This window comes from Microbacterium sp. KNMS (assembly GCF_053851835.1).
The window spans coordinates 18856-45241 of the sequence record NZ_JBSQBP010000010.1 but is presented as its reverse complement, the minus strand read 5'-3'; the positions used below and the strand labels follow the sequence as shown (position 1 = coordinate 45241).

The 26386-nt window shown below is 72.2% G+C and carries 18 protein-coding genes; 5 read left to right on the top strand and 13 right to left on the bottom strand.

Features of this window, described 5'->3' with window-relative positions; genetic code table 11:
* Nucleotides 1-24 precede the first annotated feature (24 nt).
* The gene (locus ACWXWW_RS07945) at nt 25-1980 is read left to right on the top strand and encodes a glycosyl hydrolase 53 family protein (protein ID WP_455969561.1); all 1956 of its coding nucleotides are present in this window, start codon (nt 25-27) and stop codon (nt 1978-1980) included.
* A 6-nt stretch (nt 1981-1986) separates the two neighbouring features.
* Here ACWXWW_RS07945 and ACWXWW_RS07940 read toward each other — a convergent pair whose 3' ends face one another.
* Nucleotides 1987-2847, bottom strand: coding sequence for a LysR family transcriptional regulator (locus ACWXWW_RS07940; RefSeq protein ID WP_421074424.1), 861 nt, complete (start codon nt 2845-2847; stop codon nt 1987-1989).
* A gap of 70 nt (nt 2848-2917) precedes the next feature.
* Between ACWXWW_RS07940 and ACWXWW_RS07935 the strand changes: the two genes are divergently transcribed.
* Nucleotides 2918-4249, top strand: coding sequence for an FAD-binding protein (locus ACWXWW_RS07935; protein WP_421074423.1), 1332 nt, complete (start codon nt 2918-2920; stop codon nt 4247-4249).
* 15 nt (nt 4250-4264) lie between these two features.
* Here ACWXWW_RS07935 and rsmI read toward each other — a convergent pair whose 3' ends face one another.
* Together rsmI and ACWXWW_RS07925 are read right to left on the bottom strand one after the other, a co-directional pair.
* The gene (rsmI, locus tag ACWXWW_RS07930; RefSeq protein ID WP_455969560.1) at nt 4265-5080 is read right to left on the bottom strand and encodes a 16S rRNA (cytidine(1402)-2'-O)-methyltransferase; all 816 of its coding nucleotides are present in this window, start codon (nt 5078-5080) and stop codon (nt 4265-4267) included.
* The gene (locus ACWXWW_RS07925; RefSeq protein ID WP_282978541.1) at nt 5077-6534 is read right to left on the bottom strand and encodes a DUF4407 domain-containing protein; all 1458 of its coding nucleotides are present in this window, start codon (nt 6532-6534) and stop codon (nt 5077-5079) included. Before ACWXWW_RS07925 ends, rsmI begins: the two co-directional genes overlap by 4 nt.
* A 113-nt stretch (nt 6535-6647) precedes the next feature.
* Here ACWXWW_RS07925 and ACWXWW_RS07920 point away from each other — a divergent pair, with 113 nt between their 5' ends.
* Nucleotides 6648-8195, top strand: coding sequence for a dolichyl-phosphate-mannose--protein mannosyltransferase (locus ACWXWW_RS07920; protein ID WP_455969559.1), 1548 nt, complete (start codon nt 6648-6650; stop codon nt 8193-8195).
* 57 nt (nt 8196-8252) lie between these two features.
* Here ACWXWW_RS07920 and ACWXWW_RS07915 read toward each other — a convergent pair whose 3' ends face one another.
* The 9 genes from ACWXWW_RS07915 to ACWXWW_RS07875 form a co-directional block, all read right to left on the bottom strand.
* A complete protein-coding gene (locus tag ACWXWW_RS07915; protein ID WP_455969558.1) occupies nt 8253-9428 on the bottom strand; it encodes a glycoside hydrolase family 1 protein in 1176 nt (391 codons plus the stop codon).
* A 44-nt stretch (nt 9429-9472) separates the two neighbouring features.
* Complete coding sequence (locus ACWXWW_RS07910; protein ID WP_421074420.1) at nt 9473-11176, bottom strand: ABC transporter ATP-binding protein; 1704 nt, start codon at nt 11174-11176, stop codon at nt 9473-9475.
* On the bottom strand, nt 11173-12087 hold the full coding sequence (locus tag ACWXWW_RS07905) for an ABC transporter permease (RefSeq protein WP_455969557.1): 915 nt from the start codon (nt 12085-12087) through the stop codon (nt 11173-11175). The genes ACWXWW_RS07910 and ACWXWW_RS07905 overlap by 4 nt, the downstream gene beginning before the upstream one ends.
* Entirely contained in the window at nt 12084-13064 is a 981-nt protein-coding gene (locus tag ACWXWW_RS07900) for an ABC transporter permease (protein WP_455969556.1), read from the bottom strand. Before ACWXWW_RS07900 ends, ACWXWW_RS07905 begins: the two co-directional genes overlap by 4 nt.
* Nucleotides 13061-14722: an ABC transporter substrate-binding protein gene (locus tag ACWXWW_RS07895; protein WP_455969555.1), complete on the bottom strand. Its 1662-nt coding sequence runs from the start codon at nt 14720-14722 to the stop codon at nt 13061-13063. Before ACWXWW_RS07895 ends, ACWXWW_RS07900 begins: the two co-directional genes overlap by 4 nt.
* A gap of 155 nt (nt 14723-14877) precedes the next feature.
* On the bottom strand, nt 14878-15978 hold the full coding sequence (locus ACWXWW_RS07890) for a LacI family DNA-binding transcriptional regulator (protein ID WP_455969554.1): 1101 nt from the start codon (nt 15976-15978) through the stop codon (nt 14878-14880).
* 145 nt (nt 15979-16123) lie between these two features.
* On the bottom strand, nt 16124-16960 hold the full coding sequence (locus ACWXWW_RS07885; RefSeq protein ID WP_455969553.1) for an aldo/keto reductase: 837 nt from the start codon (nt 16958-16960) through the stop codon (nt 16124-16126).
* A 49-nt stretch (nt 16961-17009) separates the two neighbouring features.
* Nucleotides 17010-18284, bottom strand: a complete 1275-nt coding sequence (locus ACWXWW_RS07880) for a glycosyltransferase (protein ID WP_282978552.1) — start codon at nt 18282-18284, stop codon at nt 17010-17012.
* Between the two features lie 136 nt (nt 18285-18420).
* Nucleotides 18421-20691: a glycoside hydrolase domain-containing protein gene (locus ACWXWW_RS07875; RefSeq protein WP_455969552.1), complete on the bottom strand. Its 2271-nt coding sequence runs from the start codon at nt 20689-20691 to the stop codon at nt 18421-18423.
* Between the two features lie 85 nt (nt 20692-20776).
* Here ACWXWW_RS07875 and ACWXWW_RS07870 point away from each other — a divergent pair, with 85 nt between their 5' ends.
* Complete coding sequence (locus ACWXWW_RS07870) at nt 20777-21505, top strand: ribonuclease H family protein (RefSeq protein ID WP_455969551.1); 729 nt, start codon at nt 20777-20779, stop codon at nt 21503-21505.
* On the opposite strand, the gene ACWXWW_RS07865 is transcribed toward ACWXWW_RS07870, so the two are convergent.
* On the bottom strand, nt 21471-22361 hold the full coding sequence (locus tag ACWXWW_RS07865) for a DUF817 domain-containing protein (protein WP_455969550.1): 891 nt from the start codon (nt 22359-22361) through the stop codon (nt 21471-21473). The genes ACWXWW_RS07870 and ACWXWW_RS07865 overlap by 35 nt on opposite strands.
* A gap of 61 nt (nt 22362-22422) precedes the next feature.
* Here ACWXWW_RS07865 and hrpA point away from each other — a divergent pair, with 61 nt between their 5' ends.
* Nucleotides 22423-26382: an ATP-dependent RNA helicase HrpA gene (gene hrpA, locus ACWXWW_RS07860; RefSeq protein WP_455969549.1), complete on the top strand. Its 3960-nt coding sequence runs from the start codon at nt 22423-22425 to the stop codon at nt 26380-26382.
* Nucleotides 26383-26386: the final 4 nt, after the last annotated feature.

Here is a 26386-nt window from a genome sequence, read left to right as displayed (position 1 = left end):
ATCCACCCGCACGAAGGAGTGCCCATGCCATCCCCCATCCGAGCGGCCATCGCGACGGCCGCGGCCGTCTCCCTCGCCCTCATGGCGTCGCCCGCGCATGCCGATGACGCGAGCATCGACATCTCGCTGCCCGCCGTCGACGGCCTGTCGGCCGACTTCATGACCGGCGTCGACGTCTCCTCCGTCCTCTCGCTCGAGGAGTCCGGGGTCGTGTTCCGCGACGACGCCGGCGCGACGGCCGACCTGTTCCACGTGCTCGCCGACCACGGCGTCACCGACGTGCGGGTCCGGGTGTGGAACGACCCCTTCGACGCCGAGGGACGCGGATACGGCGGCGGGAACGTCGACGTCGCACGGGCGATCGAGATTGGCGAGCGCGCGACAGACGCGGGGCTCGGCGTGACGGTCGACTTCCACTACTCCGACTTCTGGGCCGATCCGGGCAAGCAGCATGCGCCGAAGGCGTGGGAGGGACTGACGGCTGCCCAGACCGCGGAGGCGGTGCACGACTTCACGGCCGACGCGCTCGCGCGTTTCGCGGATGCAGGCGTCGATGTGCGGATGGTGCAGGTCGGCAACGAGACGAACAACGGCGTCGCCGGCGTCACGGGCTGGGACGGGATGGCGGAGGTGTTCCGGGCCGGATCGGCGGCAGTCCGCGAGACGCTCCCTGACGCGCTCGTGGCCGTGCACTTCACGAATCCCGAGACGCCCGGGCGCTACGCGGGCTACGCGGCGGAGCTCGCCGCCCGCGGCGTCGACTACGACGTGTTCGCATCGTCGTACTACCCGTACTGGCACGGCACGATCGCGAACCTCACCGATGTGCTCTCGCACGTCGCGGAGGTGCACGGCAAGAAGGTCGCGGTCGTCGAGACCTCCTGGGCCTACACGCTCGAGGACGGCGACGGCCATGGCAACACGATCGACCTCGCGAGCGAGGCCACGGCGTATCCCGTCAGCCCTCAGGGCCAGGCGACGGCGTTCCGCGACGTCGTGCAGGCGGTCGCCGATGTCGGCGATGCGGGGATCGGCGTGTTCTCGTGGGAGCCAGCGTGGCTCCCCGTCGGGCCTCCAGAGCAGCTCGAAGCGAACCGCCTCCTCTGGGAGCGCGACGGCTCGGGGTGGGCGACGAGCTACGCGGGCGCGTACGACCCCGCGGACGCGGGTCGCTGGTTCGGCGGGTCGGCCGTCGACAACCAGGCGCTGTTCGCGTTCGACGGCACTCCCCTGCCGTCGCTGCGGATGTTCGAGTACGTCCGCACCGGAGCGCAGGGGCCGCGCGTCGTGACCGGCGTCGAGACGGTCGCGCTCGAGATCGAGGAGGGCGAGGACGCCGCGCTGCCGGAGACCGTCACGGTCTCGTACAGCGACGGCACGACAGAGGATCAGCCCGTGGTCTGGGATGCTGTCGAGATCGACGGGCCCGGTGTCTACACGGTGGCGGGGCGCACGTCGGCCGGCCACGAGACGTCCGCGACGATCGAGGTCCTCGCCCGCTCGCACCTCCCCGGCGGCGGCTTCGAGGGAGACGGGGCCGCGCTGTGGACGCTCGCCGGCGACGGCGGCTCGATCGGATGGCAGGCCGACGCCTCGGCAGGGACGAATGCGCTCCATGTGTGGCTCGACCGCGACTTCACGGGTTCGGCGACCCAGGTCGTGACGGGTCTCGAGCCTGGCCGCTACGTCGCGACGGCGACGTCGCAGGGCGGCGGCACGCTGCCCGGCGACACGGTGACCCTCCGCGTCACGGCGTCGCCGACGCACCTGCCGGCGACCGCGGCTGACCGGGCGGCGCAGGCGCAGACGCGCACCGCGGAGGCGCTGCTCGCGTTCGACGGATGGCGCGCGTACGCCACCTCAGAGACCGACGCCGTGCGCGTGCAGCGTGGGCAGGAGGTCACGGTCGAGATCGCGTGGGAGCTGTCGGCCGGCGCGTGGGGAACGGTCGACGAGGTGCGTCTCGTGAAGGTCGGCTGAGGCGGCTCAGCGCGCGGCGGCGTCCGCGTCGCCGCGCGCTGCCGCCTCGGCGAGCGCAGCGACCTGCGCCGTGAGCCGCCCGGTGCGCCAGCAGAGCACCCAGCTCACGGGCGGCGCCGATGACTCGAACGGGATCATCCTCAGGCTCGGCCGCGCGAAGTAGTCCGCCGCGTGCGCGGCCAGAGGGCAGACGCCCTCGCCCGCGGCGATCATCGTCAGGAGGTCGAGGAGCGTCGCGGCCGTGCGATCCGGCTCGCGCCGGTACGGCGCGGCGCGGCGGCCCGCGCGGAACACCGTCTCCCCTTCGAGGTCGGCCAGGGTCACGGTCTCGCGCTTCGCGAGACGGTGACGGTGCGCGACCGCGAGCACGACCGGCTCTCGCAGCACCTCCGGTCCCTCGACGAAGCCGTCCTCGTCGATGGGCCCGTTCGTGACGACCACGTCCACCTCCCCCGTGCGCAGGAGGTCGAGCGGATCGGCGAACCCCGTCTCCCGGAACGCGAGATCGACAGCGGGGCGGCGCGCGCGGAAGCGGTCGAACAGGTCCGCCGCCAGCTCGGCGACCGCCGGCGCCTCGAGTCCGACGACGAGCCTCCCAGCGACCCCGCGGCCGGCGGCCATCGCGTCTGCCACAGCGCGCTCGATGCGCTCGTGGCCTTCGCGCACCTCGGCGTGCAGTGCCGCGCCCACGGGGGTGAGCGCGACGCGCCGGCTGGTGCGCTCGAACAGGGCGACGCCCAGCCGACGCTCGAGACCCGCGATCGTCTGACTCACCCGGGCCTGGGAGATGAGCAGGCGCTCCCCCGTCCGTCCGAAATGGAGTTCCTCGGCGAGCGTGAGGAAGACCTCGATCTCGCGCCGTTCCATAAGGCTCAGGTTATCAGTCGATGCCGGATCCGTCGTTGTTCGCGGGTTCCGCCGAGCCGAGGGTGGAGTCATGACCGAATTCCTCTCCCCCTCGGATCCCCGCTTCGACGCCGAGTGCGTCGGATACAACCTCTCTGTCGCCCATCGCCCCGACCTCGTCGTGCCCGCCTCGACCGTCGAGGATGTCATCGACGGCGTCCGCTTCGCGGCGGAGCGCGGTCTCGGCATCGCCGTCCAGGCGACCGGGCACGGCCCGTCGCTTCCCGCCGACGGCGGCGTGCTCATCCGCACGTCGGGCCTGGATGCCGTCGAGATCGATCCCGTCCGCCGCATCGCGCGCGTGGGAGCAGGCGTCCGCGGCGGCGACCTCGTCCGGGCGGCGGCCGCGCACGGACTGGCTCCCGTGAACGGCTCATCTCCCGAGGTGGGGGTGATCGGATACCACCTGGGCGGGGGCGTCGGCATCCTCGGCCGAACGCTCGGCTGGGCCGTCGATCACGTGCGGGCGCTGGACGTCGTCACGGCCGACGGCGCTGTGCGCCGTGCGAGCGCGACCGAGGAACCCGAGCTGTTCTGGGCGCTGCGGGGCGCGGGACGCGGGACCCTCGGCGTCGTGGTCGGCATGGAGGTCGCGCTGCATCCGATCAGCCGGCTGTACGGCGGCGGGATGCACTTCGCCGCCGAGGACGTCGAGCGCGCGCTGCGGGCGTGGGCGGAGTGGACGCAGACTGTTCCGGAGGCCATGGGAACCTCCGCGCTCCTGATCCGGATGCCCGACCTGCCGCAGCTCCCCGACGCCCTGCGCGGCCGCTCGGTCCTGCACCTCCGCTTCGCGTTCACCGGGAGCGCCGAAGAAGGCGCGCGACTCGTCCAGCCTTTCCGCGACCTGGACCCGGCGACGGACACGGTGGCCGAGATGCCGTACGCCGAGGTCGGGTCCATCCACGCCGAGCCGACCGCTCCGGTCCCCTTCCACGGCCGCAACACCGTGCTCGCTTCGCTCGCTCCGGCCGCCATCAGCACGCTCCTGCGGCACGCCGGGCCCGAGGCGGCCGCCCCGTACCTCGTCGAGCTCCGGCTCCTGGGCGGCGCCCTCGCTCGGCCCGCCGCCGTGCCGAGCGCGATCGGGAGGCGAGACGGCGCGTTCGTCCTGTATGCGGGCGGTGCGGCACACGGCGATGACGCGCCCGCCCTCAGGTCCGCGCTCGCCGGACTCATCGGCGACATGTCGCCATGGAGCACGGGCGGCGTGCTCGCCAGCTTCCTCTCAGGCCCGGCGGTGACGCGCGCCGAGCTCGCGACGGCCTACCTGCCGGAGGACACCGCGCGCGTGGAGCGGATCAAGCGGGCAGTCGACCCGCACGACCTGTTCCGCGCGCACCACGGGCGCGCGGACGGCTGAGCCCGCGGGCGCGCGTCAGCGCGCCGCGAGCGCGGCCTGATACAGCTCGCGCGATGAGCGCCCGGTCGCTGCGGCGACCTCGGCGGCCGCCTCCTTGAGGCGGCCGCCGTCGGCGACGAGCGCGAGGACCTGGGCGACCGCGTCCTCGAGGGGCGTCTCGCGCCGCTCCGACCCGGCCACGACGATCGCGAGCTCGCCGCGCACACCGGCCTCGGCCCATCCGACGAGCTCGTCGAGCGTGCCGCGCGCGACCTCCTCGTGCAGCTTGGTGAGCTCTCGCGCGACGACCGCCCTGCGGTCGCCGCCGAACGCGGCCGCCATGTCGGCGAGCGTCTGCGCGACGCGCGTGGGCGCCTCGAAGAACACCATCGTGCGCGGCTCGGCCGCGAGCGCCGCGAGGGCGCGACGGCGGTCACCGGGCTTGCGCGCGGGGAAGCCCTCGAAGGTGAAGCGATCGGTCGGGAGACCGGACACCGCGAGGGCCGTGAGCACGGCCGACGGGCCCGGAACGACCGTGACGTCGACTCCCGCAGCGGCCGCGGTCTGCACGAGCCCGTAACCCGGGTCGCTCACGGTCGGCATGCCCGCATCGGTCAGCACGACGAGATCCTCGTCGCGCGCGAGCTCCACGAGCTCGGCCGCCTTCTGCCGCTCGTTGTGGTCGTGCAGGGCGATGAGCCGCGGACGGTTCTCGATGCCCAGCCCGGCGAGAAGGCGCTGCGTCGTGCGCGTGTCCTCAGCGGCCACGACGGGCGCCTGCTCGAGCAGCTCGACGAGGCGGCGCGACGCGTCGCCGAGATTGCCGATGGGCGTCGCGGCGAGGATGATCACCCCGCCAGCCTAGGCGCCGAGATGATGTCGGCGCGGTCGCGGAACCCGTCCGCGTTCACGCGCTCCTCCGCGACCTGCTTGCGCACGGCGGCCGCCTTCTCGTACAGCGAGGGATCGCCGAAGCTCGTCAGCACCTTCACGAGCACGGGGAGGAGCTCGATCATGAGGAAGAGCGCGGCGATGAGGAGGTGCGCCCACCAGATCGCCGGCTCCTTCTCCGCGAGCCGGTTCAGCCCGCTGATCTGGCTGAGGAGCCCGATCGCGCCGGCGTTCGTCTCGGCGACGGATGCCGCCCGCGCGTTGTACGCGGCGAGCGCCGCGTCGTACTCCTGCTGCGCCGCGGGCAGCTGGTCCTCCGCCGCCTGGCGGTTCGCGGCCTCGGATGCCGCGGCGTTCTCGCCCGCAGCCGTCTCGGCCGCCGCGAGGGCCTCGTTCGCCTCGCGCAGCTGGGCGGCGAGGTCGTCATAGGTCGCCTGAGCCGCCGCGAGCTGGTCCTGGGCGGCATCGGAGCTCGCGCCCTCCCCCTGCACGCCCGTGCAGCCGGCGACCTCGCCCGCTCCTGTGCCGTCGAGCTCGCACTGGTAGAGCGCGCGCGCCTCATCGATCACGGTCTGCTGCGCCGCGAGCTTCTCGGTGAGGTCGTCGACCGTCGCCTGCGCGGCGGCCTGCGTCGCAGAGGCCGAGTCGGTGCCCGCGACGATGCCCGTCGCGGCCTGGTTCTGCAGCTCGCCGAGACGCGCGGTCGCGGCGTCGAGCGCCTGCTTCTCGGGCCCGGAGTCGAGGGCCGCCTGGTCCTCCTGCGACTGCACGATGTTCGTCGACGCGACCTCCTGTGCGATGTCGTTGCGGAAGGCCTGCAGCACGACGGGCTCCGCGACGACGACGCCGATGAGGAGCGCCATGATGACACGCGGGAGCGCGAGCCCGACGAGGCGCGCGATGCTGCGGGTCGCGGTCATCGTCGACGTGAGGAACCGGTCGAGGTTGAAGATGATGCCCGCCCAGACGATCGCGAGCGGCACCGCGAGCCACACCGAGACCTGCACGCCGGTCGTGAGGGCGAAGAGCATCGACAGGGCGGACACGAGCGCGGTGCCGAGCAGCACGAAGAACATCTGCACGAACCGGGGCGTCTCGGTCGGGACGGTGTCGAGCACGTGCCCGTCCGCGCCGCCGAGGATCGCGAGCATGCGCAGACGCGAGCCGGGCGTGCGCGGCGGACGCGCCGCGCGACGTCGCGGAGCGCGCGGCGTCGGCTCGGGCTCGGCAGACGCCTCCGCGGGGCGCTCGTCGACCTCGATCGGCTCGGTCGGGGCGGCGGCGGTCTCGGGGAAGAACTCTCGTTCGAGGTACAGGGCTTCCTCGTCGGGAGCGGCGCCGTTCGGGTCGTCGTCGGGGAGGATGATCCGCCCCTGCGAGTCGTAGCGTCCCGGGCGATGCGCGGAGTAGGACATCCCGTCAACATACGAAGCCCGCCTGGGTGAGCGTTGTCAGGACCCTTGGAGCGGGCCCGGCCGGGGAGTCGCCCGCCCCTGGGCGCCTCGCGCCCGCGCACTACGCTGGAGCCGTGACGCACGCGCTGCCCGAGGCATCCCCCCGCGACAGAGCCCTCACGGCCATCCGCCGGCATGCGGGCTGGCTGGTGCCCTCGGCTCTCACGCTGCTCGCGGGCCTCCTGCGCATCGTCGGACTCGGCCATCCCCACGAGCTCGTCTTCGACGAGACCTACTACGTCAAGGACGCCTGGACGCTTCTGCATCTCGGCTACGAGGGCACGTGGCCCGAGGGGGCGAACGAGAGCTTCCTCGCGGGCGACACCGACGTGTACTCGGCGGACGCCTCCTTCGTCGTGCACCCGCCCCTGGGCAAGTGGATCATCGCACTGGGGCTCGCGGTCTTCGGCGCCGACTCGGGGTGGGGCTGGCGGATCTCGACCGCCGTCGTCGGCACCCTCCTCGTGCCGCTGCTCTCCCTCGTCGCGCGCCGCCTCACCGGCTCCATCGCGGTCGCGGGCGTCGCGGGGCTCCTGCTCGCCATCGACCCGCTCGCGGTCGCGATGAGCAGGGTCGCGCTGCTCGACGGCATCCTCGCGCTCTTCGTGCTCCTGGGCTTCTCCTTCCTGCTGCGCGATGTGCAGGAGACGCGCGATCGCGTGCTCCGCGATCAGACAGAGGCGTGGGGGCCCGTCGTCTGGGCGCGCCCCTGGCTCCTCGCCGCGGGCGCCGCGTTCGGCGCCGCGACCGCCGTCAAGTGGTCGGGCATGTACGTCATCGCGGGCGTCGGGATCGGGCTCGTCGTCCTCGACGCGCTCTGGCGCCGCCGCGCGGGCGTCCGCGAGTGGTACTTCTCCGCGATCCTCCGCCAGGGCCCCGTGACCTTCCTGCTGCTCGTGCCGGCCGCCGCCGTGGTGTACCTGCTCTCGTGGAGCGGGTGGCTCGTCACAACCGGCGGGTACGACCGCGCGAGCGACGCGAACCCGCTGGTCGCCCTGTGGAACTACCATCAGGCGGTCTACGGGTTCCACGTGGGGCTCAGCGCGAGCCATCCGTACGCGAGCCCCGCGTGGCAGTGGCCGCTCCTCCTCCGCCCGACCGCGATGTGGCTGACGCGCCCCGAGGTCGGCACGACGACCTGCGCATGGTCGACCGACTGCATCGGCGTGATCGGGAGCATCCCGAACCCCGTCGTGTGGTACGCGGGGATCGCGGCCGCCCTCTTCCTCGTCTGGCTGCTCATCCGCACCCGCGACGCCCGATTCGGCTTCCCGCTCGCGGGGATCGCCGTGACCTACCTGCCCTGGCTGCTCTACCCCGAGCGCACAGTGTTCCAGTTCTACACGGTCGTCATGCTGCCGTTCGTCGTGCTCGGACTCGCGGTCGCGCTGCAGCATCTGACCCGCTCGCGGCAGCCCGACCTGCTCCCGTTCCCGACGGATGCCGAGGTCGCCTTCGCGACGGAGGCCGCCGATCGCGAACGGCGCGCGTGGCGCATCGCGGCGGCCGCCTTCCTCGCGGTGGCCGTCGTCGTGGGCGCGTTCTACCTCCCGCTCGCCCTCGGGATCGTCGAACCGTTCCCGCTCTGGCAGCTGCACAACTGGCTGCCCAGCTGGGTCTGATCCCGCATGCGCGAGACCCCCGGAGCGCGCGCTCCGGGGGTCTCGTGCGTCACGCGCTCAGGCGTCGAGGCCGTTGCGGCGCGCGACCTCGCCGAGCCAGGCCAGGCTCGGCTTCGGCGTGCGCGCGAAGGTCTCGCGGTCGAACGCGATGAGGCCGAACGTCGGCCGGTACCCGCTCGCCCACTCATAGTTGTCGAGCGCGCTCCAGTGCTGGTAGCCGCGCACGTCGATGCCGTCCGAGATCGCGCGGTGGAGGCCTTCGAGCGCTCCCCGCGTGTAGGCGACGCGTCGCGTGTCGTCCGACGTCGCGATCCCGTTCTCGGTGACGAGGATGGGCGTCCCGCCGGACAGCTCCCATGCCGAGCGGACGCCGAGCTCGAGCGCGTCAGGGAAGAACTCCCAGCCGGTGAGCGTCGTCTCGACGCCCTCCGCGACGGGCAGCGGGCCCTCCGGCCCGATGAACGTGCGCGTATAGGCCTGAACCCCGACGAAGTCGTCGCCCGCGGACTGCTCGAGGTACCAGAAGTCGCGCGGATGGCCGTACTCCTGCAGCTTCTCGTCCGCGCCGGGCTCGCCCGTCGAGTGGAACGCCTGCGTCGCGATGGTCCAGCCGGCCTTGATGCCCGGCACGGACCGGAGGATCTCGGCGGATCGACGGTGGGCGGCGAGCAGGGTGTCGGCGACGCCGAGGTCGGGATGCGGGAGCCCGTACGCGACGAGGTTCGCGGCATCCTCCCCGCCGGCGAGCATCGCGGCGATGTTCGGCTCGTTGATCGTGCACACGTGCTCGACCCCCTCGAGGATCGGCAGCACGGTCTCGGTGTAGCGCGCGAACAGGTCGACCGCGTCGTCCGCACGCCAGAAGCCGTCGTCCTGGAACCAGCGCGGCACCGTGAAGTGCATGAGCGTCACGGTCGGGTCGAGCCCCGTCTCGCGCGCCGTGTCGATCATCCGCCGGTAGTGGTCGAGCGCGGCGCGCGAGACGAACCCGCGCTCGGGCTCGATCCGCGCCCACTCGATCGAGAACCGGTAGGAGTTCAGGCCCGCTTCCGCGAGGAGGCGCATGTCCTCGGGGTAGCGGTGATAGTGGTCGGCGGCGTCGCCCGAGGGCTCCACCATCGGGGAGCCGGGAGCGTGCTCCATGACCCACCAGTTGCTGCCGATATTGTTCCCCTCCACCTGATGCGCCGCGGTCGCGGCGCCCCAGAGAAAGCCATCGGGGAATGAGAGCACGGATGCTCCTCTCGCTGTTTCGGTTTCGGATGCCGCCCGCGCGCTCAGCGCGCGCGAGCGGGGTTCGGCACGGCGTCCAGGAGGCCGATCGTGTACGGGTCCTGCGGATGCTGCAGCACGTGCGCGGTCTCTCCGCGCTCGACGACGCGCCCCTGGTCGAGCACGAGGATGTTCTCGGTGACGAGGCGGGCGCTCAGGAGGTCGTGCGTGATGTAGAGCATGCTGATGCCCCAGCGCTCGCGCAGGTCCTCGAGGAGCGCGAGCACGCCGGCGCGCAGCGACACGTCGAGCATCGACACCGGCTCGTCCGCGATGAGCACCTGCGGATCGCTCGCGAGCGCACGGGCGATGACGACGCGCTGTCGCTGCCCGCCCGAGAGTTGGTGCGGGAGCTTCGCCGCGAACTGCTCGACGGGCGTCAGCCCGACGGTCTCGAGGAGCTCGAGGACACGGGCGCGCGCCTCGACTCCGCGCAGACCCGTGTAGTTCACGACGGGGCGCGTGAGCGTGTACTCGACCGTGTGGAGCGGGTTCAGCGCCGCGTAGGGGTCCTGGAACACCATCTGCACGTCCTTGCGCAGGTCGCGCAGCCCCTTCCGCCGCAGCGACGGCACGTCGACGTCGCCGAAGCGGACGACGCCCGACGTCGGCTTCTCGACTCCCGTGATGAGCTTCGCGAGGGTCGACTTGCCCGACCCCGAGGCGCCCACGAGGGCGAGCGACTCCCCCGGCTCGAGCCGGAACGACACGTCGTCGACCGCCGTCACAGGCGCCTGTCCGCGGCGCGGAGCGGGGTAGGTCTTCGACACGCTCTCGACCGCGATGGCCGCATCCGCGCGGCGGGTTCCGCGCGACCCGACCGTGGGCACGGTCTCGGTGCCCTCGGCACGCGTGGCGCCCTGCGCCTTCCGCGTCGCGAGGTCGACGAAGCCCGGGATCGAGATGTGCGCAGCACGCGGATCCGCGTAGTGGCTCAGCAGCATGCGCGTGTACGGATCCTGCGGGCGCTCGAGGATGTCGCGGCTCGGCGCGTCCTCGACGATGCGGCCCTCGTGCATGACCAGGACGCGGTCGGTGGCCTCGAGCACGATGCCGAGGTCGTGGCTGATGAGGATCGCGGTGAAGTCCTCGGCGCGCTGGAGAGCCTGGATCGTGTCCATGACCGCGTGCTGCACGAGCACATCCAGCGCGGTCGTCGGCTCGTCGAACACCATGAGCTGCGGCTCGAGCGACAGCGCGATCGCGATCGACGCCCGCTGGCGCATGCCGCCGGAGAGCTCACCCGGGTAGCGGTCGAGCGCCTCGGGCCTCAGCCCCACCTTGGCCACGAGCTCGCGCGCTCGCGCCTCGCGCGCGGGGCCGGCGACATGGCCGTGCGCGGCGAAGACGTCGAGGAAGTGGCTCCGGATCGTGCGGACGGGGTTGAGCGCGTTCATGCCCGACTGGAGCACCATGGCGAATCCGCCCTGCCGCTGCCGGCGCAGCTCCTCGGCGTCGAGCTCGCGGATGTCGCGACCGCCGAAGAGGATGCGCCCGCCGCTGATCCGCGCCGGCGGCTTCTGCAGCCGGGTGAGCGCGAAGCCGAGCGTCGACTTGCCCGACCCCGACTCCCCCACGAGGCCGACGAACTCCCCGCGCCGCAGCGTGAACGAGACGTCGTCGACGGCCGTGACGGGCGTCGCTCCCGGCGACGCGTACTCGACCGACAGTCCCTGGACATCCAGCAGGATCTCGCGCTCCATGCTCATCGCCCCTTTCCTTCCCGCAGACGCGGATTCGAGATGCCGTCGACGCCGAAGTTGATGAGCGTGAGGCTCAGGGCGAGGAGGGCGATGCAGAGGCCGGGCGCGAACAGGAGCAGCCACTGGCCGGTGAGGAGGGAGTTGGAGTTCTGGGCCCAGTAGAGCATCGTCCCCCAGCTCACGATGCTCGAGTCGCCGAGCCCGAGGAACTCGAGACCCGCTTCCGCGAGGATCGCCGCCGTCGCGGCGCCGAAGAGCGTTCCGGCGATGATCGAGGTCATGTTGGGGAGGATCTCGCGGAACACGATCCGCGCGGGACCGTCGCCCGAGAACTGCGCCGACGCGACGAAGTCCCGTCCGCGCAGGGACTGCGTCTGGCTGCGCAGCACCCGCCCTCCCCACGCCCATCCGGTCACGACGATGACGGCGACGATCATGAGCATCCCGCCGTTCTGCAGGTACGCCGCGATGACGATCATGAGCGGGAGCCCCGGGATCACGAGAAAGAGGTTCACCACGAAGCCGACGGCCTCGGCCGCGAACCCGCGCAGGTAGCCCCAACTCAGTCCGATGAGCACCGCCACGACCGTGGAGAGGATGCCGGCCGCGAACCCGACCACGAGGCTCACCTGCGCGCCGTAGAGCAGCTGGCTGAGCACATCCTCGCCGGCCGCCGTCGTGCCGAGCCAGTGCTCCCACGATGCGTCGGCATTGCGCGGGAAGCCGTTGTCCTTGGGGCCGTAGGGCGCGAGCACCGGCGCGAAGACGGCGGCGAGCGCGAACACGGCGAGGATGCACAGCCCGAGGCGCGCCTTGCCGTTGCCCCACAGGGTCGCGACCATGCGGCCGGCGGAGCGCCATGGGCGCGGCCCGGCGATCGAGCGCGGAGGCATCTTGACGTTCATGGTGGAGGTCATCGGCGAGTCCTTGGGTCCAGCACGCCGTACAGGACGTCGACGAGGAAGTTGGCGATGAGCACGCTGACCGTGATCATCAGGAAGAGCGCCTGCATGAGCGGGTAGTCCTGCCCGATCACGGCGTTGAAGAGCAGGTATCCGATGCCGGGGTACCCGAAGACCTGCTCGACGAGGATCGACCCGCCGACGACGCCGCCGAGCGTGAGGCCGAAGCCGGTGAGATTCGGCAGGATCGCGTTGCGCGCCGCGTAGCGGATGGCGATCGTCCGACCGCGCAGGCCGTTCGCCTCGGCGAACGTGACGTAGTCCTCGCCGAGCGTGTTGATCATCGCGTTGCGCATGCCGATGATCCACCCGCCGAGCGAGGTCAGCAGGATCGTGAGCGCCGGCAGCGCGGCGTGCCGGACGAGGTCGGCGACGAACTCCCCCGTGAATCCCGGTGTCGTGGTCGCCGCGTACGCGCCGGTGGTCGGGAACCAGTGCAGCACGTACCCGAGGAAGAACAGGAGCAGGAGCGCGGTCCAGAAGTACGGGAACGTGCTGAGGAAGGAGCCCGTCAGCGTCGGCAGCGCATCGAGCCAGGTCCCGCGCTTCCACGCCGCGAGCACGCCGATCAGGGTGCCGATGACGAACGCGAGCACCGTGACGATGCCGACGAGCCCGATCGTGTAGGGCAGCGCCGTCGAGACCATGCTCGAGACCGTCTGCGGATAGAACGTGTACGAGACGCCGAAGTCGAGCGTGACGACCTGGCCGAGGTACGCGACGTACTGGTCCCACAGGGATCCGCTCGGCACGCCGAGCTGCGCCTCGATCGCCGCCCGCGTGGCCTCGGACACCGGGCCGTTCTGCGAGAGCTTGGCGAGAGCGGCATCGGCGGGAGAGCCCGGCATCAGGCGGGGCAGGAAGAAGTTCAGGGTGATCGCGGCCCACAGCGTGAGAGCGAACAGGCCGAGCTTCTGGAGCAGGTACTTCACTGGTCTCCCTCCACCCGGTCCAGGCGCGGGAAGATCGCGAGCGGGGCCGAGTCGTAGTTCTGGGGGATCATGTACGGGTCCTCCGCCGAGGGCCAGCCGGTGAACTTCGCGTCGTTGAAGAGCCCCCAGCTGCCGCCGTAGTAGAGCCCGATGACCGGCAGCTCGTCGTAGACGATGCCCTGCAGCTCGTGGACGATCTCGGTCTGCCGCTGCGGGTCGACCGTCGAGCGGTACTCGGTGAGGAGCGCATCCGCCTCGTCGGAGCGGAACCGCTCGAAGTTGTTCGCGGTCGTCTCGCCGCTCGGCACGTAGAAGTCGCTCGAGAGCAGGCTGTTGAACGACTGGTACACCTCGCCGTTCCCCATGCCGCCGATCGCCATCTCGAAGTCGCCGTTCGCGATCGCGCTCTGGTAGCCGGCCGGCTGGGGCAGCTCGAGGGAGACCTTCACGCCGACCTCGGCGAGCTGGCGCTGCACGGCCTGCGCGGCGCGCGTCCAGTCGGAGTAGCCGTTCGCCGTCGTGAGCGAGAACGAGAGCTGCTCCCCCGCGTCGTCGACGAGGCGGTCGCCCTCGAGCTCGTAGCCGGCCTCCTCGAATGCCGCGAGCGCCGCGTCCTGATCCTGCGCAAGGACGCCGCTGTCGGGAATCGTCGGATCGAGGTACTCCTCCTGGTTGGGGAGGATGAGGCCCGTCTGTCCGGCGGGCTCCATGTAGCCCTCCGACGCGGTCTCGGCGATCTCCTCGCGATCCAGCGCGAGCGCGATCCCGCGTCGCACGTCGACGTCGTCGAACGGCTCGCGCTCGAGATTCGGCACGAGCGAGATGATGCCGACGGGAGGGAACCACCAGCGGTTGTGCGCGCTGGCGGCGCCCCAGGTGCCCTCGACGTCCGAGATGAAGGAGTAGGCCCAGTCGTAGCCGCGCGTCACGGTGTCGAGCTGGGTGTTCGTCGCGGGCAGGATGATGTGCTCGATCTCGATCGAGTCGGCCTGCCAGTACGTCGGGTTCCGGTCCATCGAGTACTGCTGGTCGCTGTAGTTGCCGAGCACGAACGGTCCTGTGCCGACCGGGTGCTCGTTGCGCCAGGTGCCGGGATCGTCGACCTCGGCCCAGATGTGCTCGGGGACCATGAAGGTCTTCCCGATGATCGACAGGGCGGGTGCGTCCTCGCCCTGCAGGCGGAACGTCACCGTCTGCCCGTCGGCCTCGACGCTCGCGAGGTGCTGCCACGCGCCGTAGATGTCGTTCGCGGGCGTCTTCTTGAGCATGTCGAACGTGAACGCGACATCGGCTGCCGTGAAGGGCTCGCCGTCGCTCCACTCGACGCCGTCGCGGAGGGTCATGACGATCGTCTCTGCGTCGGGCTGCTCCCACTCCGACGCGAGCCACGGCGTCAGCGACCCGTCGAGCGGGTTGACGAGGACGAGCGGCTCGTAGATCCACCGCGACGCGGTGCGCGTGTTCGTGAGATAGGGGTTGAAGGTGCGCGTGAACAGCGGGTTCCCGTGGTCGGCGTTGATGAGCATCGTGTCGTCGCCGATCGAGGGATCGGGCTGCGACGTGATCTGGATGCTGCATCCGCTCACCGCGAGCGCGACGGCGGCGAGCCCGGCGGCCGCCGCCCGCCGCCAGCGGCGGAGTCTGTGCGTCTTCGGCACGGTGTGACCTCGATGTCGTGTGTGTCTGGATCACGGCTCCTCGTGAGGAGGAGGCGTTCGCGGAGGGTGTCCGCACCACGAGTGTAAGCGCATACATTGCCGCGTGCAACGGTCTGCGGGGTGCTCCCATCCGCACGACGGAGGCGGAGCGCGCGTCAGCTCGCGCGCAGCGAGCTCTCGCGCAGGAGGATCTCGACCGGCAGCCGGACCGACACCGGCTCGGCGTCCGGCGTCTCGAGACGGTGCGCGAGCACCTGGATGGCGGCGCGCCCGAGCTCGATCATGGGCTGCCGCACGGTCGTGAGCGGGGGCGAGACGAGAGCGGAGGCGTCGATGCCGTCGAAGCCCGTGACGATCACGTCCTGCGGGACGCGGATGCCGGCGCTCGCGAACGCGTCCAGGGCCCCGAGCGCCATCTGGTCGTTCGACGACATGAGGGCGGCGGGAAGGCCGTGCGCGACGAGCTCCTCCCCCACGCGGCGCCCCGATGCCCGCGTGAAGTCCCCGCGGCGCACGTCGATCTCGTCGATGCGGAGTCCTGCCGCCTCGATCGCGCGGCGGAAGCCCTCCCAGCGCTGCGCGCCGTCGGGCGAGTCCGCCGGGCCCGCGAGGTACGCGGGCGGGCGCCCGTCGGTCTGCGCGAGGACGTGGCGCGTCAGCTCGGCCATGGCCTCGGTGTTGCTCACGGTGACGTGGTCGTGGCGGTCGCCGCGGCGGGGCCCAGCGAGCACCACGATGGGCACGCGCCGCGAGAGCCAGTCCAGCGCGTCGTCGGGGATGCTGCTGGCGAGGACGACGAGCCCGTCGACGCGACCGGCCATGTCGCGCACGGTCGAAGCTGACGGGTCGCCCCGCCCCACGCCCACCATGAGCACGAAGCCGCGCCGCCAGGCCTCGAGCTCGGCGCCGCGCAGCACCTCGTCCTGGAACAGCATCGATGCGCGGGCGTCGTCGCGCGGACCCGCGCCGCGGACGACCGTGAACGGCTCCCTGACCTCGTTCGCGAGCACGTCGAGGGCCGAGACGTCGTCGATCGCGTCGAAGCCCGGGAAGTACATGCCGAGCACGCCCGTGCGCCGCTCGGCGAGCCCGCGCGCGCTTCCGCTGGGCACGTACCCGAGACGCGAGACGGCATCGAGGACGCGGTCGCGCGTCTCCGGGCGCACCGCCTCGGGGGTGCGCAGCACGCGGGACACGGTCGCGATCGAGACACCGGCGCTCTCCGCGACGTCGTAGACGGTGGGCGCCTTCGACACAGACCGCTCCTCCCGCATGCGCGCCGGACCACCCGGGCGCAGTTCAGGCTAGCCGCAACCCGCCGGACGCCCGGGGAGGAGGTGCGGCGGTGCGCAGACAGCACGCGGCCGCCGACTCCGGGGAGACGGCGGCCGCGCGGTCGGCTCAGTTGAACTCGAGCGGGTGGGCGCCCACGCGCCCCGACCCGTCGAGGGGGTCGATGCCGTCGATGCGGGCGACCTCGTCGGCGGTGAGCTCGAAGCCGAACACGTCGAGGTTCTCGGCCATCCGCTCCTTGCGCGTCGACTTGGGGAACACGATGAAGCCCTTCTGCAGGTGCCAGCGGATGACCGCCTGAGCGGGCGTCACGCCGTGCGCCGCCGCCGCCTCGGCGACCGCCGGGTTCTCGAACAGCGGGTACTTGCCCTGGCCGAGGGGGCCCCACGACTCGATCTTCGTGCCGTTCTGCTCGGCCCACGCGAGCACATCCCGCTGCTGGTAGGCGGGGTGCAGCTCGATCTGGTCGACGGCCGGCACGACGCCGGTGTCCTTCACGATCCGGTCGAGGTGCTCGGGCAGATGGTTCGAGACGCCGATCGAGCGCGCCAGGCCCGCGTCGCGGATCTCGATGAGCTTCGCCCACGCGTTCGAGTAGGTGTCCTTCTCGGGCGTCGGCCAGTGCGTGAGGTAGAGGTCGACGTACTCGAGGCCGAGCTTCTCGAGGCTCTCGCGGATGGCGTCGTGCGGCTGCTCGCCCGACTGGCGGTCGTTCCAGAGCTTCGTCGTGATGAACAGCTCCTCGCGCGGGATGCCGCTCTTCGCGATGGCGGCGCCCACCCCCTCCTCGTTCCGGTAGATCGCCGCCGTGTCGATGTGGCGGTAGCCGAGCTCGAGGGCCTCGCTGACGGCCTGCTCCGCCTCCGCCGGCGGCACGAGGAAGACGCCGAAGCCGAGCTGGGGGATGTCGTGGCCGGAGTTCAGAGTCACTGCGGGAATGTTCATGTCTCCACCTTATTGAGCGCGAGGGCGGTCGGCGCCGGAAGATGCGGATTCACACCGCCGCCGCCTGGAGCGCGTCGACGCGCGCGAACAGCGCATCGAACACGCTGCCGCGGTCGAACTGGAGCGCGTGCGCCCTGGCCCGCTCCTCCCACTCCGCGCGCTCGAGCACGTCCATCCCGATCGCGCGGTCGATCGCGGCCGCGATCTCATCGGGCGCGTCGACACCGATGATGATCGCGGTGTCGCCGACGGCCTCGCCGACGCCGCCCGTGAGCGTGGTGATGGCCGGGCCACCGCCCGAGAGCGCCTTCTCGGCGAGCGCGATGCCGAAGGTCTCGATGAACTCCGGCCGCGGCTTCGTCGGGAGCACGTACGCGGCCGCGCCGGCGAAGAGATACGGCTTCTCGGCGTCGTCGACGTCGGTGAGGAACGTGATGCGGTCGGCGACCGGAGACGCCGCGGCGAGCGCGCGCAGCTCCTGCTCCTCTGGCCCACGACCGGCGATGACGAGCCGGCGCGTCGCGGGGGCGCTCGATCGCGCGAAGCCCTCGATGAGATCGTCGACGCCCTTCGCACGAGCGAGCCGTGAGAGATAGAAGACGTAGCCGTCGCGCTCGAGGCCCCGCTGGGCGAGGCGCCGATCGACCTCGGCGCCGTCGAGATCGAGGAACAGCGAGGCGTCGATCGCGGGGTACGAGATCGCGATCCGCTCCTCGCAGCGCGCGGCGTACCGCGTGCCGTGGCGCGCGTCGAGCACGCGCGCCTCCTCGACGATGAGGTCCTTCGTGTACTGCGAGACCGCGACGCACACGTCGCTCGCGAGATACGACTCGAGCACGTGCGCCGCCGCGCCGAAGCGGCCCTCGTTCACGCACTGGCGCACGACGTTCGTCACGTCGGATCCGACGGCCTCGGCCACCGTCACGACGTCGACGGGAAGCCCTGTGCGGCGTGCGACCGAGACGGCGTCGCTGACGGCCGTCGTGTGCGGGCTCAGGTAGAGCGACATCGCGACGGTCGGCACGCCGTCGGTGAACAGCTCGACGAGGCGCCCGACGAGACCTCCGATGTACCGCCCGTCGACGACCTTGTAGTCGCCGACCGGCTCGGGGCGCTCGACGAGGATCCCGGGGCTGTACGGGAGCACCGACTCGAGCGGCTTGAGCGGAAGCCCGGCCGACTCGAGGCGCTCGATGGGCCAGGTCACGATGCGCACCTCGTCGAAGCCGCGGGCGATGGCGGCCTCGGCGAGATTCCGGGCCTCCCCCGAATGGCCGCAGATCACCGGATCGGCGCGGACGACGATGACGAGTCGACGGGTCATGCTGGCTCCTGTCCGAGGGGGCGGATGGTCGTGGATCGCGGGCGATCTGCGCGCGAGTTCGGGCGATGATACGACACGCATGTGTCGGCTGCGTGCGCGGTCTGTGTCGCGCGGTCGATCGACCCCGCCGCCCGGCTCAGCGCAGCGACCGCGAGCTCGGCGAGGCCTCGTGCGGATGCGACGGCGGCCGGCTCTCCCGGCCCCAGTCGCCTGGCTCGTCGCCCAGGTGGACCTCGAGCACTCCGCCCGCGCGCAGCTGGGCGCCGGAGAGCCACGGCGCGTGATGCGGACGGCCGTCGAGGCGCATCCCCTGCACGTACTGGGGAGCCGTGTCCCGCCCCACCCGCCGGAATCCCGTCGTCTGCACGACGAGCTCGCTCTCGCCGCCGAGGTCGATGCGCGCCTCGGGCCAGGCCGGGGCGTTGAGGAGCACGAGGTCCTGACCGGCGACCGGGAACATCCCGAGCGAGGCCCACACGACCCACGACGAGAGCCCGCCCGAGTCGTCGTTCCCCGGGAGGCCGCCGGGGCCCGTGCCGAACATCTGGTGCAGCGCCGCGTGCACGACCTCGGCGGTGCGGTCGGGGCGGCCGGCGTAGGTGTAGGCCCACGGCGCGTCCATGTCGGGCTCGTTGTTGAGCCCCTCGAAGCGGCCGAGCGCGTACCCGCCCTCCATCTCGACGTCGCCGGGGCCCACGCCGGGCTGGCGGACGGGAGCGGCGCCGAACCCGAAGAAGCGGTCGAGCATGCCCACGAAGGCCTCGTCTCCGCCGGCGAGCGCGATGCGCCCCGCCATGTCGTGCCCGATCCGGAACGAGTAGTTGTACTTCGTGCCCTCGTAGAACGTGGAGTCGCGCAGCAGCCCGGTGTCGAGATCGAACGCGTTGCGCCAGCGTCCAGCGAGCGCGAGGCACTCCTCGCGCACGCGACGGTCGCCGACGGCGGCGGCCACCTGGGCCGTGCACCAGTAGCCGAAGGCGATGTCGAGCGTGTGCGTGATCGGCTCGGCGCGACCGTGGGTGAGGAAGTCCTCGCCGTACGTGCGGCGCAGGTCGGAGAGCATGTGCACGAGCGCCCAGTCCCAGTCGATGCCCTCGAAACCGGCGAGGCAGAGGTCGGAGAGGAACGTGTGCGCGAGCGCGCTCGCCTGGCGCGCGAAGCGGTCCGAGCCCTTGGCCATCCGGTACCCGATCGGGAAGTTGCCCTCCTCCTCGCAGATCGTCACGAGGGCGTTCCCGAGCTCGACCGCCCGATCGGGGCGCAGCAGGGTGAGCAGCGGCAGCTGCGTGCGGTAGATGTCCCACATCGTGCAGAGGTCGTAGACGAACGGGCCCTCCGACGGCCAGAACGGGCTCTCGCCCATCGCGAGCGACGGCTTGATGAGCGAGTGGTACAGCGCGGTGCCGAAGACCGTGCGCCGCTCGCGCGTCTCGGCCCTCCGCGCCTCGCGGTCGGGCTCGCGCGGGTGCTCGGGCGGATCGGAGAGGCGGATGGCCCCGAGGTGCTCGGTCCATGCGAGCTGCGTCGCGGTGCGGCGGTGGGCGAAGCCGCTGCCCTCCGGGCAGTCGGCGCGCAGGTTCCGCGCCGCGCGCTCCACGCCGCGCAGCGAGAACCCGATCCTCAGCTCGATCGTCTGCCCCGCCGCGGCCGGCCCCGCCCACATGAGCCCGAAGGGGCGGAGCGTGGTCGGGCGGATGGCGTCGAAGTCGAGCCGCTTGCCGCCCGGCATGAGCCGGCGGTCGTACCAGAGCAGCTGGCGCCATCCCGGTGCGTCGGCCTCCATGCGCATCGCGAGGGGCGCGCCCTCGACGACGATCTCGCCCTCGGCGTGCCCGGGGGCCGTGGACTCGAGGTGCGCGCGCAGCGGCACGGTCGCGCCGTACGGGATGTCGAGGCCGCCGAGGGACAGGTCGACGACGAGCCGCGCGTCGCGGTGCTTCGGGAACGTGTAGCGGTGCACGGCGCTGCGCGGCCCGACCGTCACCTCGCAGCGGATGCCGCTCGAGAGCGTGCAGGCGTAGAAGCCCGGTGCGGCGACCTCGTCGGACACGTCCCACTGGTCGCCGAGCGCGTCGAGCGAGCCGAGCATGGGCGTCACGCGGACGTAGTTGTAGTACTTGCGGATGGCGCCGGTGCCGCTCTGCTGGAAGTGCGTGATGCCGCTCGCCACGGGCCGGTCCCGCAGGCGCGGGGGCACGCCCTCGGTCGCGAGGTCGTACTCGCCGTAGCCCGTGGGGTACGCGCCCGAGTACGCGCACGCCGAGACCATCCCGAGCGGGAAGGTCGCGCCCGGATGCGTGTTGCCGATCTGCGGCTTGGGCCACCACCACGACGCCGCGATGCCGCGGGGCTCGGGGAGATCGGCCGGCTGGGTCCCGATGAACGGATCGACGTCTGCGAGCTTCACGCGCCCGACGCTACCCCCGCCCCGCGTCGGGCGTGTGACGAACCGTCGCGCGGGAGATGTCAGCGCAGGAAACTACGCTGGCGGGATGAGAATCACCGCCGCCGCAGACGGCTCCGCCCTCGGGAACCCCGGTCCGATGGGGTGGGCCTGGTACATCGACGACGAGCGCTGGGCGGCGGGTGGCTCGCCCCACGGCACGAACAACCAGGGCGAGCTGCAGGCCGTCCTCGAGCTCCTGCGCGCCACGGCCGACGCCGGCGTCGCCCTGCTCATCGAATGCGACAGCCGGTACGTGATCGACTCCGTGACGAAGTGGATGCCCGGGTGGAAGCGGAAGGGATGGCGCAAGGCCGACGGCAAGCCCGTCCTGAACCGCGAGCTGCTGCAGGGGATCGACGAGGCCATGCAGGGCCGCGACGTCGTGTTCTCGTGGGTGAAGGGCCACGCCGGCCATCCGCTCAACGAGGCGGCCGACGAGCGCGCGAACGCGGCCGCCCAGGCGTTCCAGCGCCGCGCGGAGCCGAACCGGGGCCCGGGCTTCGCCGCCGACCCGGTCGAGGGCGTGTCGGGCGGTGCCGTCGTCGCTCCCGAGCCGCCTGCCGCGTCCGGGCCGTCTGCCTCCGCGGCTCCGGCGCCGACCGCGGTGGACGACGCGCTGTGGGGCGCCGACGACGAGCTCGCCCTCTGCTCGGCCCCCGAGGAGGAGATGGTCGAGCTGCGCCTTCTCCTCGCACCGGACGAGCTCGCGCGTCTGCGCGCGCGGGCCGCCTCGTGGGGCATCAGCCCCGAGGACGCGCTGCGTCGTCTGATCTGACCGGCGACTGCGGGCGGTACACGAAGGTCACGAGGACGACCGAGATCATCATGAGCAGCAGCCACGCGACGAGCTTCGAGATCGAGACCGGCTGCCATCCGTCGGCCTGATCCGGGTAGATCCACGCGCCCGCCGCCGTCCCGACGTTCTCGGCGATCCAGATGAAGAAGGCGACGCCGACGAACGCGGCGAGCACGGGCATCCGCCGCCAGGGCCGCGTGCGGTGGTTGCGGAAGTGCATGGTGCAGCGCGCATAGAGCGCGACGACGAGGGCCAGCAGCACCCAGCGCGCGTCGGGCAGGAAGTGGTGCGCGAAGAAGTTCGCGTAGATGCCCGCCGCGACGAGGGCCGTGGCCCAGATCGGCGGGTAGCGCTCGAAGCGCAGCTCGAAGAGGCGGAAGACGCGCACGAGGTACGAGCCGACGGCCGCGTACATGAATCCCGTGTAGAGCGGCACGCCCGCGATGCGGAGCACGCCGCCGTCCTCGTACGACCACGACCCGACGTCGGTCTTGAAGATCTCCATGGCGGTGCCGACGACGTGGAACAGCAGGATGACCCACACCTCGCGGCCGCTCTCGAGCCGGGCGAGCAGCATGATCGCCTGGATGGCCACGGCCGCGATGACGAGCGCGTCGGTGCGCGCGAGCGCGGCGTCGTCGGGGTACCACAGGCGCGCCGCGACGAGCGCCGCGAGCATCGCCGCCCCGAAGATGCACGCCCACGCCTGCTTGAGCACGAACACCGTGAACTCGACGAGGCCGCGGCGCAGGGCTCCCCCGGGCTCGAGCCGCTCGAGCCGACGGTGCGCCCAGGCATCGATCCGCTGCTCGACCGAGGTGAACGCCCGTGACATGCGGTCGATCCTAGGGTCGGCGCGTGCACGCGCTCCCAGCGCACCTCTAAGCTGGAAGGCTATGTCCTCCCCCGTCATCGCCTACCCGCCCGAGCTGCCCGTCAGCGCGGCGCGCGACGAGATCGCCGCGGCCATCCGCGACCACCAGGTCGTCATCGTCGCTGGCGCCACGGGGTCGGGCAAGACCACCCAGCTGCCGAAGATCGCCCTCGAGCTCGGGCGGACGTCGATCGCGCACACGCAGCCGCGCCGCCTCGCCGCGCGGACCATCGCCGAGCGGGTCGCCGAGGAGATGCAGGTCGAGCTCGGCGGGCTCGTCGGATACAAGGTGCGCTTCACCGACCAGGTGTCGGACGCGACGCGCATCGCGCTCATGACCGACGGCATCCTCCTCAACGAGATCCACCGCGACCGGCTGCTGCGCCGCTACGACACGGTCATCGTCGACGAGGCGCACGAGCGGTCGCTGAACGTCGACTTCCTCCTCGGCTATCTCAAGCGCATCCTGCCGGAGCGGCCCGATCTCAAGGTCGTCATCACGTCGGCGACGATCGACCCCGAGTCGTTCGCGAAGCACTTCGCGGAGCCGGACGGCACACCCGCCCCCGTGATCGAGGTCTCGGGGCGCACGTTCCCCGTCGAGATCCGGTACCGGCCGCTGCTCGCGGACACGACAGAGGACGGCGAAGCGCCGACACCCCGGACGTCGATCGAGGGCGGCGAAGAGCCGAGACCCGACGAGCGACCGTACGACGTCGAGGACGACGTGTCGGCGATCGTGCAGGCCCTGCGCGAACTCGAGCGCGAGGCCCCGGGCGATGTGCTCGTGTTCCTGCCCGGCGAGGCCGAGATCCGCGACGCGGCCGACGCCGTCCGCGGGGCCTTCCGCAGCGAGACCGCGCCCGTCGAGGTGCTCCCCCTCTACGGCCGCCTGAGCTCGGCCGAGCAGCACCGGGTCTTCGAGCGCTCGACGGTCGCCGGCCTCAGGCGCCGCATCGTCCTCGCGACCAACGTCGCCGAGACCTCGCTCACCGTGCCCGGCATCAAGTACGTCGTCGACACCGGCACCGCGCGCATCTCGCGCTACAGCAACCGGGCCAAGGTGCAGCGCCTTCCGATCGAGGCGGTCTCTCAGGCGTCGGCCCAGCAGCGCTCGGGTCGCGCCGGCCGCACGAGCGCGGGCATCGCCATCCGCCTCTACGCGCACGACGACTTCGCGCGGCGCCCCGCGTTCACCGAGCCGGAGATCCTGCGGACGAGTCTCGCCTCGGTGATCCTGCAGATGCTGTCGCTCGGGTTCGGCGACATCTCCGAGTTCCCGTTCCTCACTCCGCCCGACTCCCGCGGCGTGCGCGCGGCCCTCGACCTGCTCGTCGAGCTCGGGGCCGTGCACCCGGCGCGCGATGGCGGGCAGCCGCGGCTCACGCGCATCGGCCGCGACCTCGCCCGGCTCCCGATCGATCCCCGCTTCGCGCGGATGCTCGTGGAGGCGCAGCGGAACGGCACGCAGCGCGAGGTGCTCGCGATCGTCGCGGGCCTGTCCATCCAGGATGTCCGCGAGCGCCCAGAGGAGCAGCGCGAGCAGGCCGACCAGGCGCACGCGCGGTTCGCGGATCCGACGAGCGACTTCCTCACGCTGCTCAACCTCTGGGACCACCTCCAGGAGCAGCAGCGCGCGCTCGGCTCGAGCGCGTTCCGGCGCCTGTGCCGCACGGAGTTCCTCAACTACGTGCGCGTGCGCGAGTGGTTCGACGTGCACCGCCAGCTGCAGGGGCTCACGCGCGGGCTCGGCCGTCGCGGCGAACGCGATTCCGCGCCGCGGCGCGAGGGTGCGGCGGATCCCGCCGCCGTGCATCGCGCGATCCTCGCCGGCCTGCTGTCGCAGATCGGCGTGCTCGACGAGCGCGAGGCGAAGAAGGACCCGCGCTCGCGCGGCGCCGAGTACCGCGGCGCGCGCGGCGTGCGCTTCTCGGTCTTCCCCGGCTCCGTGCTGCGCAAGCGGCGCCCGCAGGCCGTCATGGCCGCCGAGCTCGTCGAGACCTCGCGCCTGTTCGCGCGGACCGCGGCCGCGATCGATCCGGCCTGGGCCGAGGACCTCGCAGGCGACCTCGTGAAGCGCCAGGTGTCGGAGCCGCACTGGTCGAAGGACTCGGGCGCCGCGATCGCGTACGAGAAGGTCACGCTGTTCGGCGTCGAGATCGTCCCCCGCCGACGCATCCCGTTCGCGCGCGTGGATCGCCCGGCCGCCCGGGAGCTCTTCCTGCAGCACGCGCTCGTCGAGGGCGAATGGGACGCGCACGCGCTGCCGCAGCAGGTCACCGCGTTCCTGCGGCAGAACGCCGACCTCCGTCGGCGCCTCGAGCGCCTCGAGGACCGCGAGCGACGCCGCGACATCCTCGCGGGCGACGAGGCCGTCTACGCCTTCTACGACGCGCGGATCCCCGCTGAGGTGTTCGACGTCCGGTCGTTCGAGAAGTGGTGGACCGACGCGCGCGCTCGCACGCCGAAGCTCCTCACGATGCGCGAGGCCGACCTCATCGACGGCGCGGCGACCGCCGACGCGCGGGACTTCCCGACGCGCTGGACGCAGGGCGATCAGACCCTGAACCTCGCGTACCGCTTCGAACCGGGCGCCGAGGACGACGGCGTCACGGTCGTCGTGCCGCTCCCGCTGCTCGCATCGCTGCGACCCGACGGCTTCGACTGGCAGGTGCCCGGCTTCCGCGACGAGCTCGTCACGGCGCTCCTCAAGGCGCTGCCCAAGGCCATCCGCCGCCACGTCGTGCCCGCGGCCGACTGGGCCGCGAAGCTGTCGGAGGAGCTGGCAGGACGGGGCCCCGAGGACAGCGCGGGTCTTCCCGCCGAGCCGCTGCTCGACGCCCTCGCGCGGCTCGTCCAGCGCGCGGCGAGCCAGCCGGTGTCGCCAGCCGACTTCGATCTCGAGCGCGTGCCGTCGCACCTGCGGATGTCGTTCCGGGCGGTGGATGCGCGCGGGCGCGCGATCGCGTCCGATCGCGACCTCGCGTCGCTGCAGAGGCGGCTCGCCGAGCGCACGCGCGACAGCGTCGCGAAGCAGATCGCGCGCGGCGGAGCCCGCGGCGAGCGCCGTCGCGGCGAGGCCGCCGTCGCGGCGGCGTCGGGCATCTCCGCGCCCTCCGCGGGCATCGAGCGCGCCGGCCTGTCGGACTGGACCTTCGGCGAGCTGCCGCCGGTCGTCGACACGCGCGTCGCGGGCGGCGTCGTCCGCGGCTACCCCGCACTCGTCGACGAGGGGCAGACGGTCGCGCTGCGCGTCGAGGCGACACCCGAGTCGGCCGCCCGTCTCACCCGCGCCGGTCTGCGCAGGCTCGTGCTGCTGCAGGTGCCCTCGCCCGCGTCGTACGTGCAGGAGCACCTCACGGCGAACGAGAAGCTCGCCCTCGCCGCGTCGCCGTACGCGTCGGCCAAGGCCCTCATCGAGGACTGCCGAGCGGCGGTCGCCGACGCCGTCCTCGCGCGTCATGGCGAGGTGCGCGACCGCGCGGCGTTCGAGCGTCTGCGCGACGAGGTCTCGCGCGGCTCGGTCGACGACGTCTTCGCGTGCGTCTCGCTCGTCGCGCGCATCCTCACCCTCGCGCGGGACGTGGAGCGCGCGATGAAGGGCGCGACGTCGATGGCGCTCCTCGGCGCACTGAACGATGTGCGCGGTCAGCTCGCTGGCCTGATCTTCCGCGGCTTCGTGTCGGCGACGGGCGTCGAGCGCCTGGCGCACCTGCCCCGGTATCTCGAGGGCGCGCGGATCCGCCTCGAGGCGCTCCCCGACAATCCCGGCCGCGACCGCGCCTGGATGACGGAGTTCGAGCGCGCGCGGGCCGTCTTCGACGAGGCGGGCGGGGCCATCCCCCTGCCGCCGGATGCTCCCGCGCACCTCGAGCGCGCACGCTGGCTGCTCGAGGAGTTCCGCGTGAGCCTGTTCGCGCAGCGTCTCGGCACGGCCGAGGCGGTGTCGCTCCCGCGCATCGCGAAGGCGCTGAAGGGCTGAGGGC

Excerpts from the sequence above, each read along its gene's own strand:
- hrpA (WP_455969549.1), top strand. The coding sequence starts at position 22,423 with ATGTCCTCCCCCGTCATCGCCTACCCGCCCGAGCTGCCCGTCAGCGCG.
- ACWXWW_RS07870 (WP_455969551.1), top strand. The coding sequence starts at position 20,777 with ATGAGAATCACCGCCGCCGCAGACGGCTCCGCCCTCGGGAACCCCGGT.
- ACWXWW_RS07945 (WP_455969561.1), top strand. The coding sequence starts at position 25 with ATGCCATCCCCCATCCGAGCGGCCATCGCGACGGCCGCGGCCGTCTCC.
- ACWXWW_RS07910 (WP_421074420.1), bottom strand. The coding sequence starts at position 11,176 with ATGAGCATGGAGCGCGAGATCCTGCTGGATGTCCAGGGACTGTCGGTC.
- ACWXWW_RS07925 (WP_282978541.1), bottom strand. The coding sequence starts at position 6,534 with ATGTCCTACTCCGCGCATCGCCCGGGACGCTACGACTCGCAGGGGCGG.
- ACWXWW_RS07935 (WP_421074423.1), top strand. The coding sequence starts at position 2,918 with ATGACCGAATTCCTCTCCCCCTCGGATCCCCGCTTCGACGCCGAGTGC.
- ACWXWW_RS07880 (WP_282978552.1), bottom strand. The coding sequence starts at position 18,284 with ATGACCCGTCGACTCGTCATCGTCGTCCGCGCCGATCCGGTGATCTGC.
- ACWXWW_RS07940 (WP_421074424.1), bottom strand. The coding sequence starts at position 2,847 with ATGGAACGGCGCGAGATCGAGGTCTTCCTCACGCTCGCCGAGGAACTC.
- ACWXWW_RS07885 (WP_455969553.1), bottom strand. The coding sequence starts at position 16,960 with ATGAACATTCCCGCAGTGACTCTGAACTCCGGCCACGACATCCCCCAG.
- ACWXWW_RS07905 (WP_455969557.1), bottom strand. The coding sequence starts at position 12,087 with ATGACCTCCACCATGAACGTCAAGATGCCTCCGCGCTCGATCGCCGGG.
- ACWXWW_RS07865 (WP_455969550.1), bottom strand. The coding sequence starts at position 22,361 with ATGTCACGGGCGTTCACCTCGGTCGAGCAGCGGATCGATGCCTGGGCG.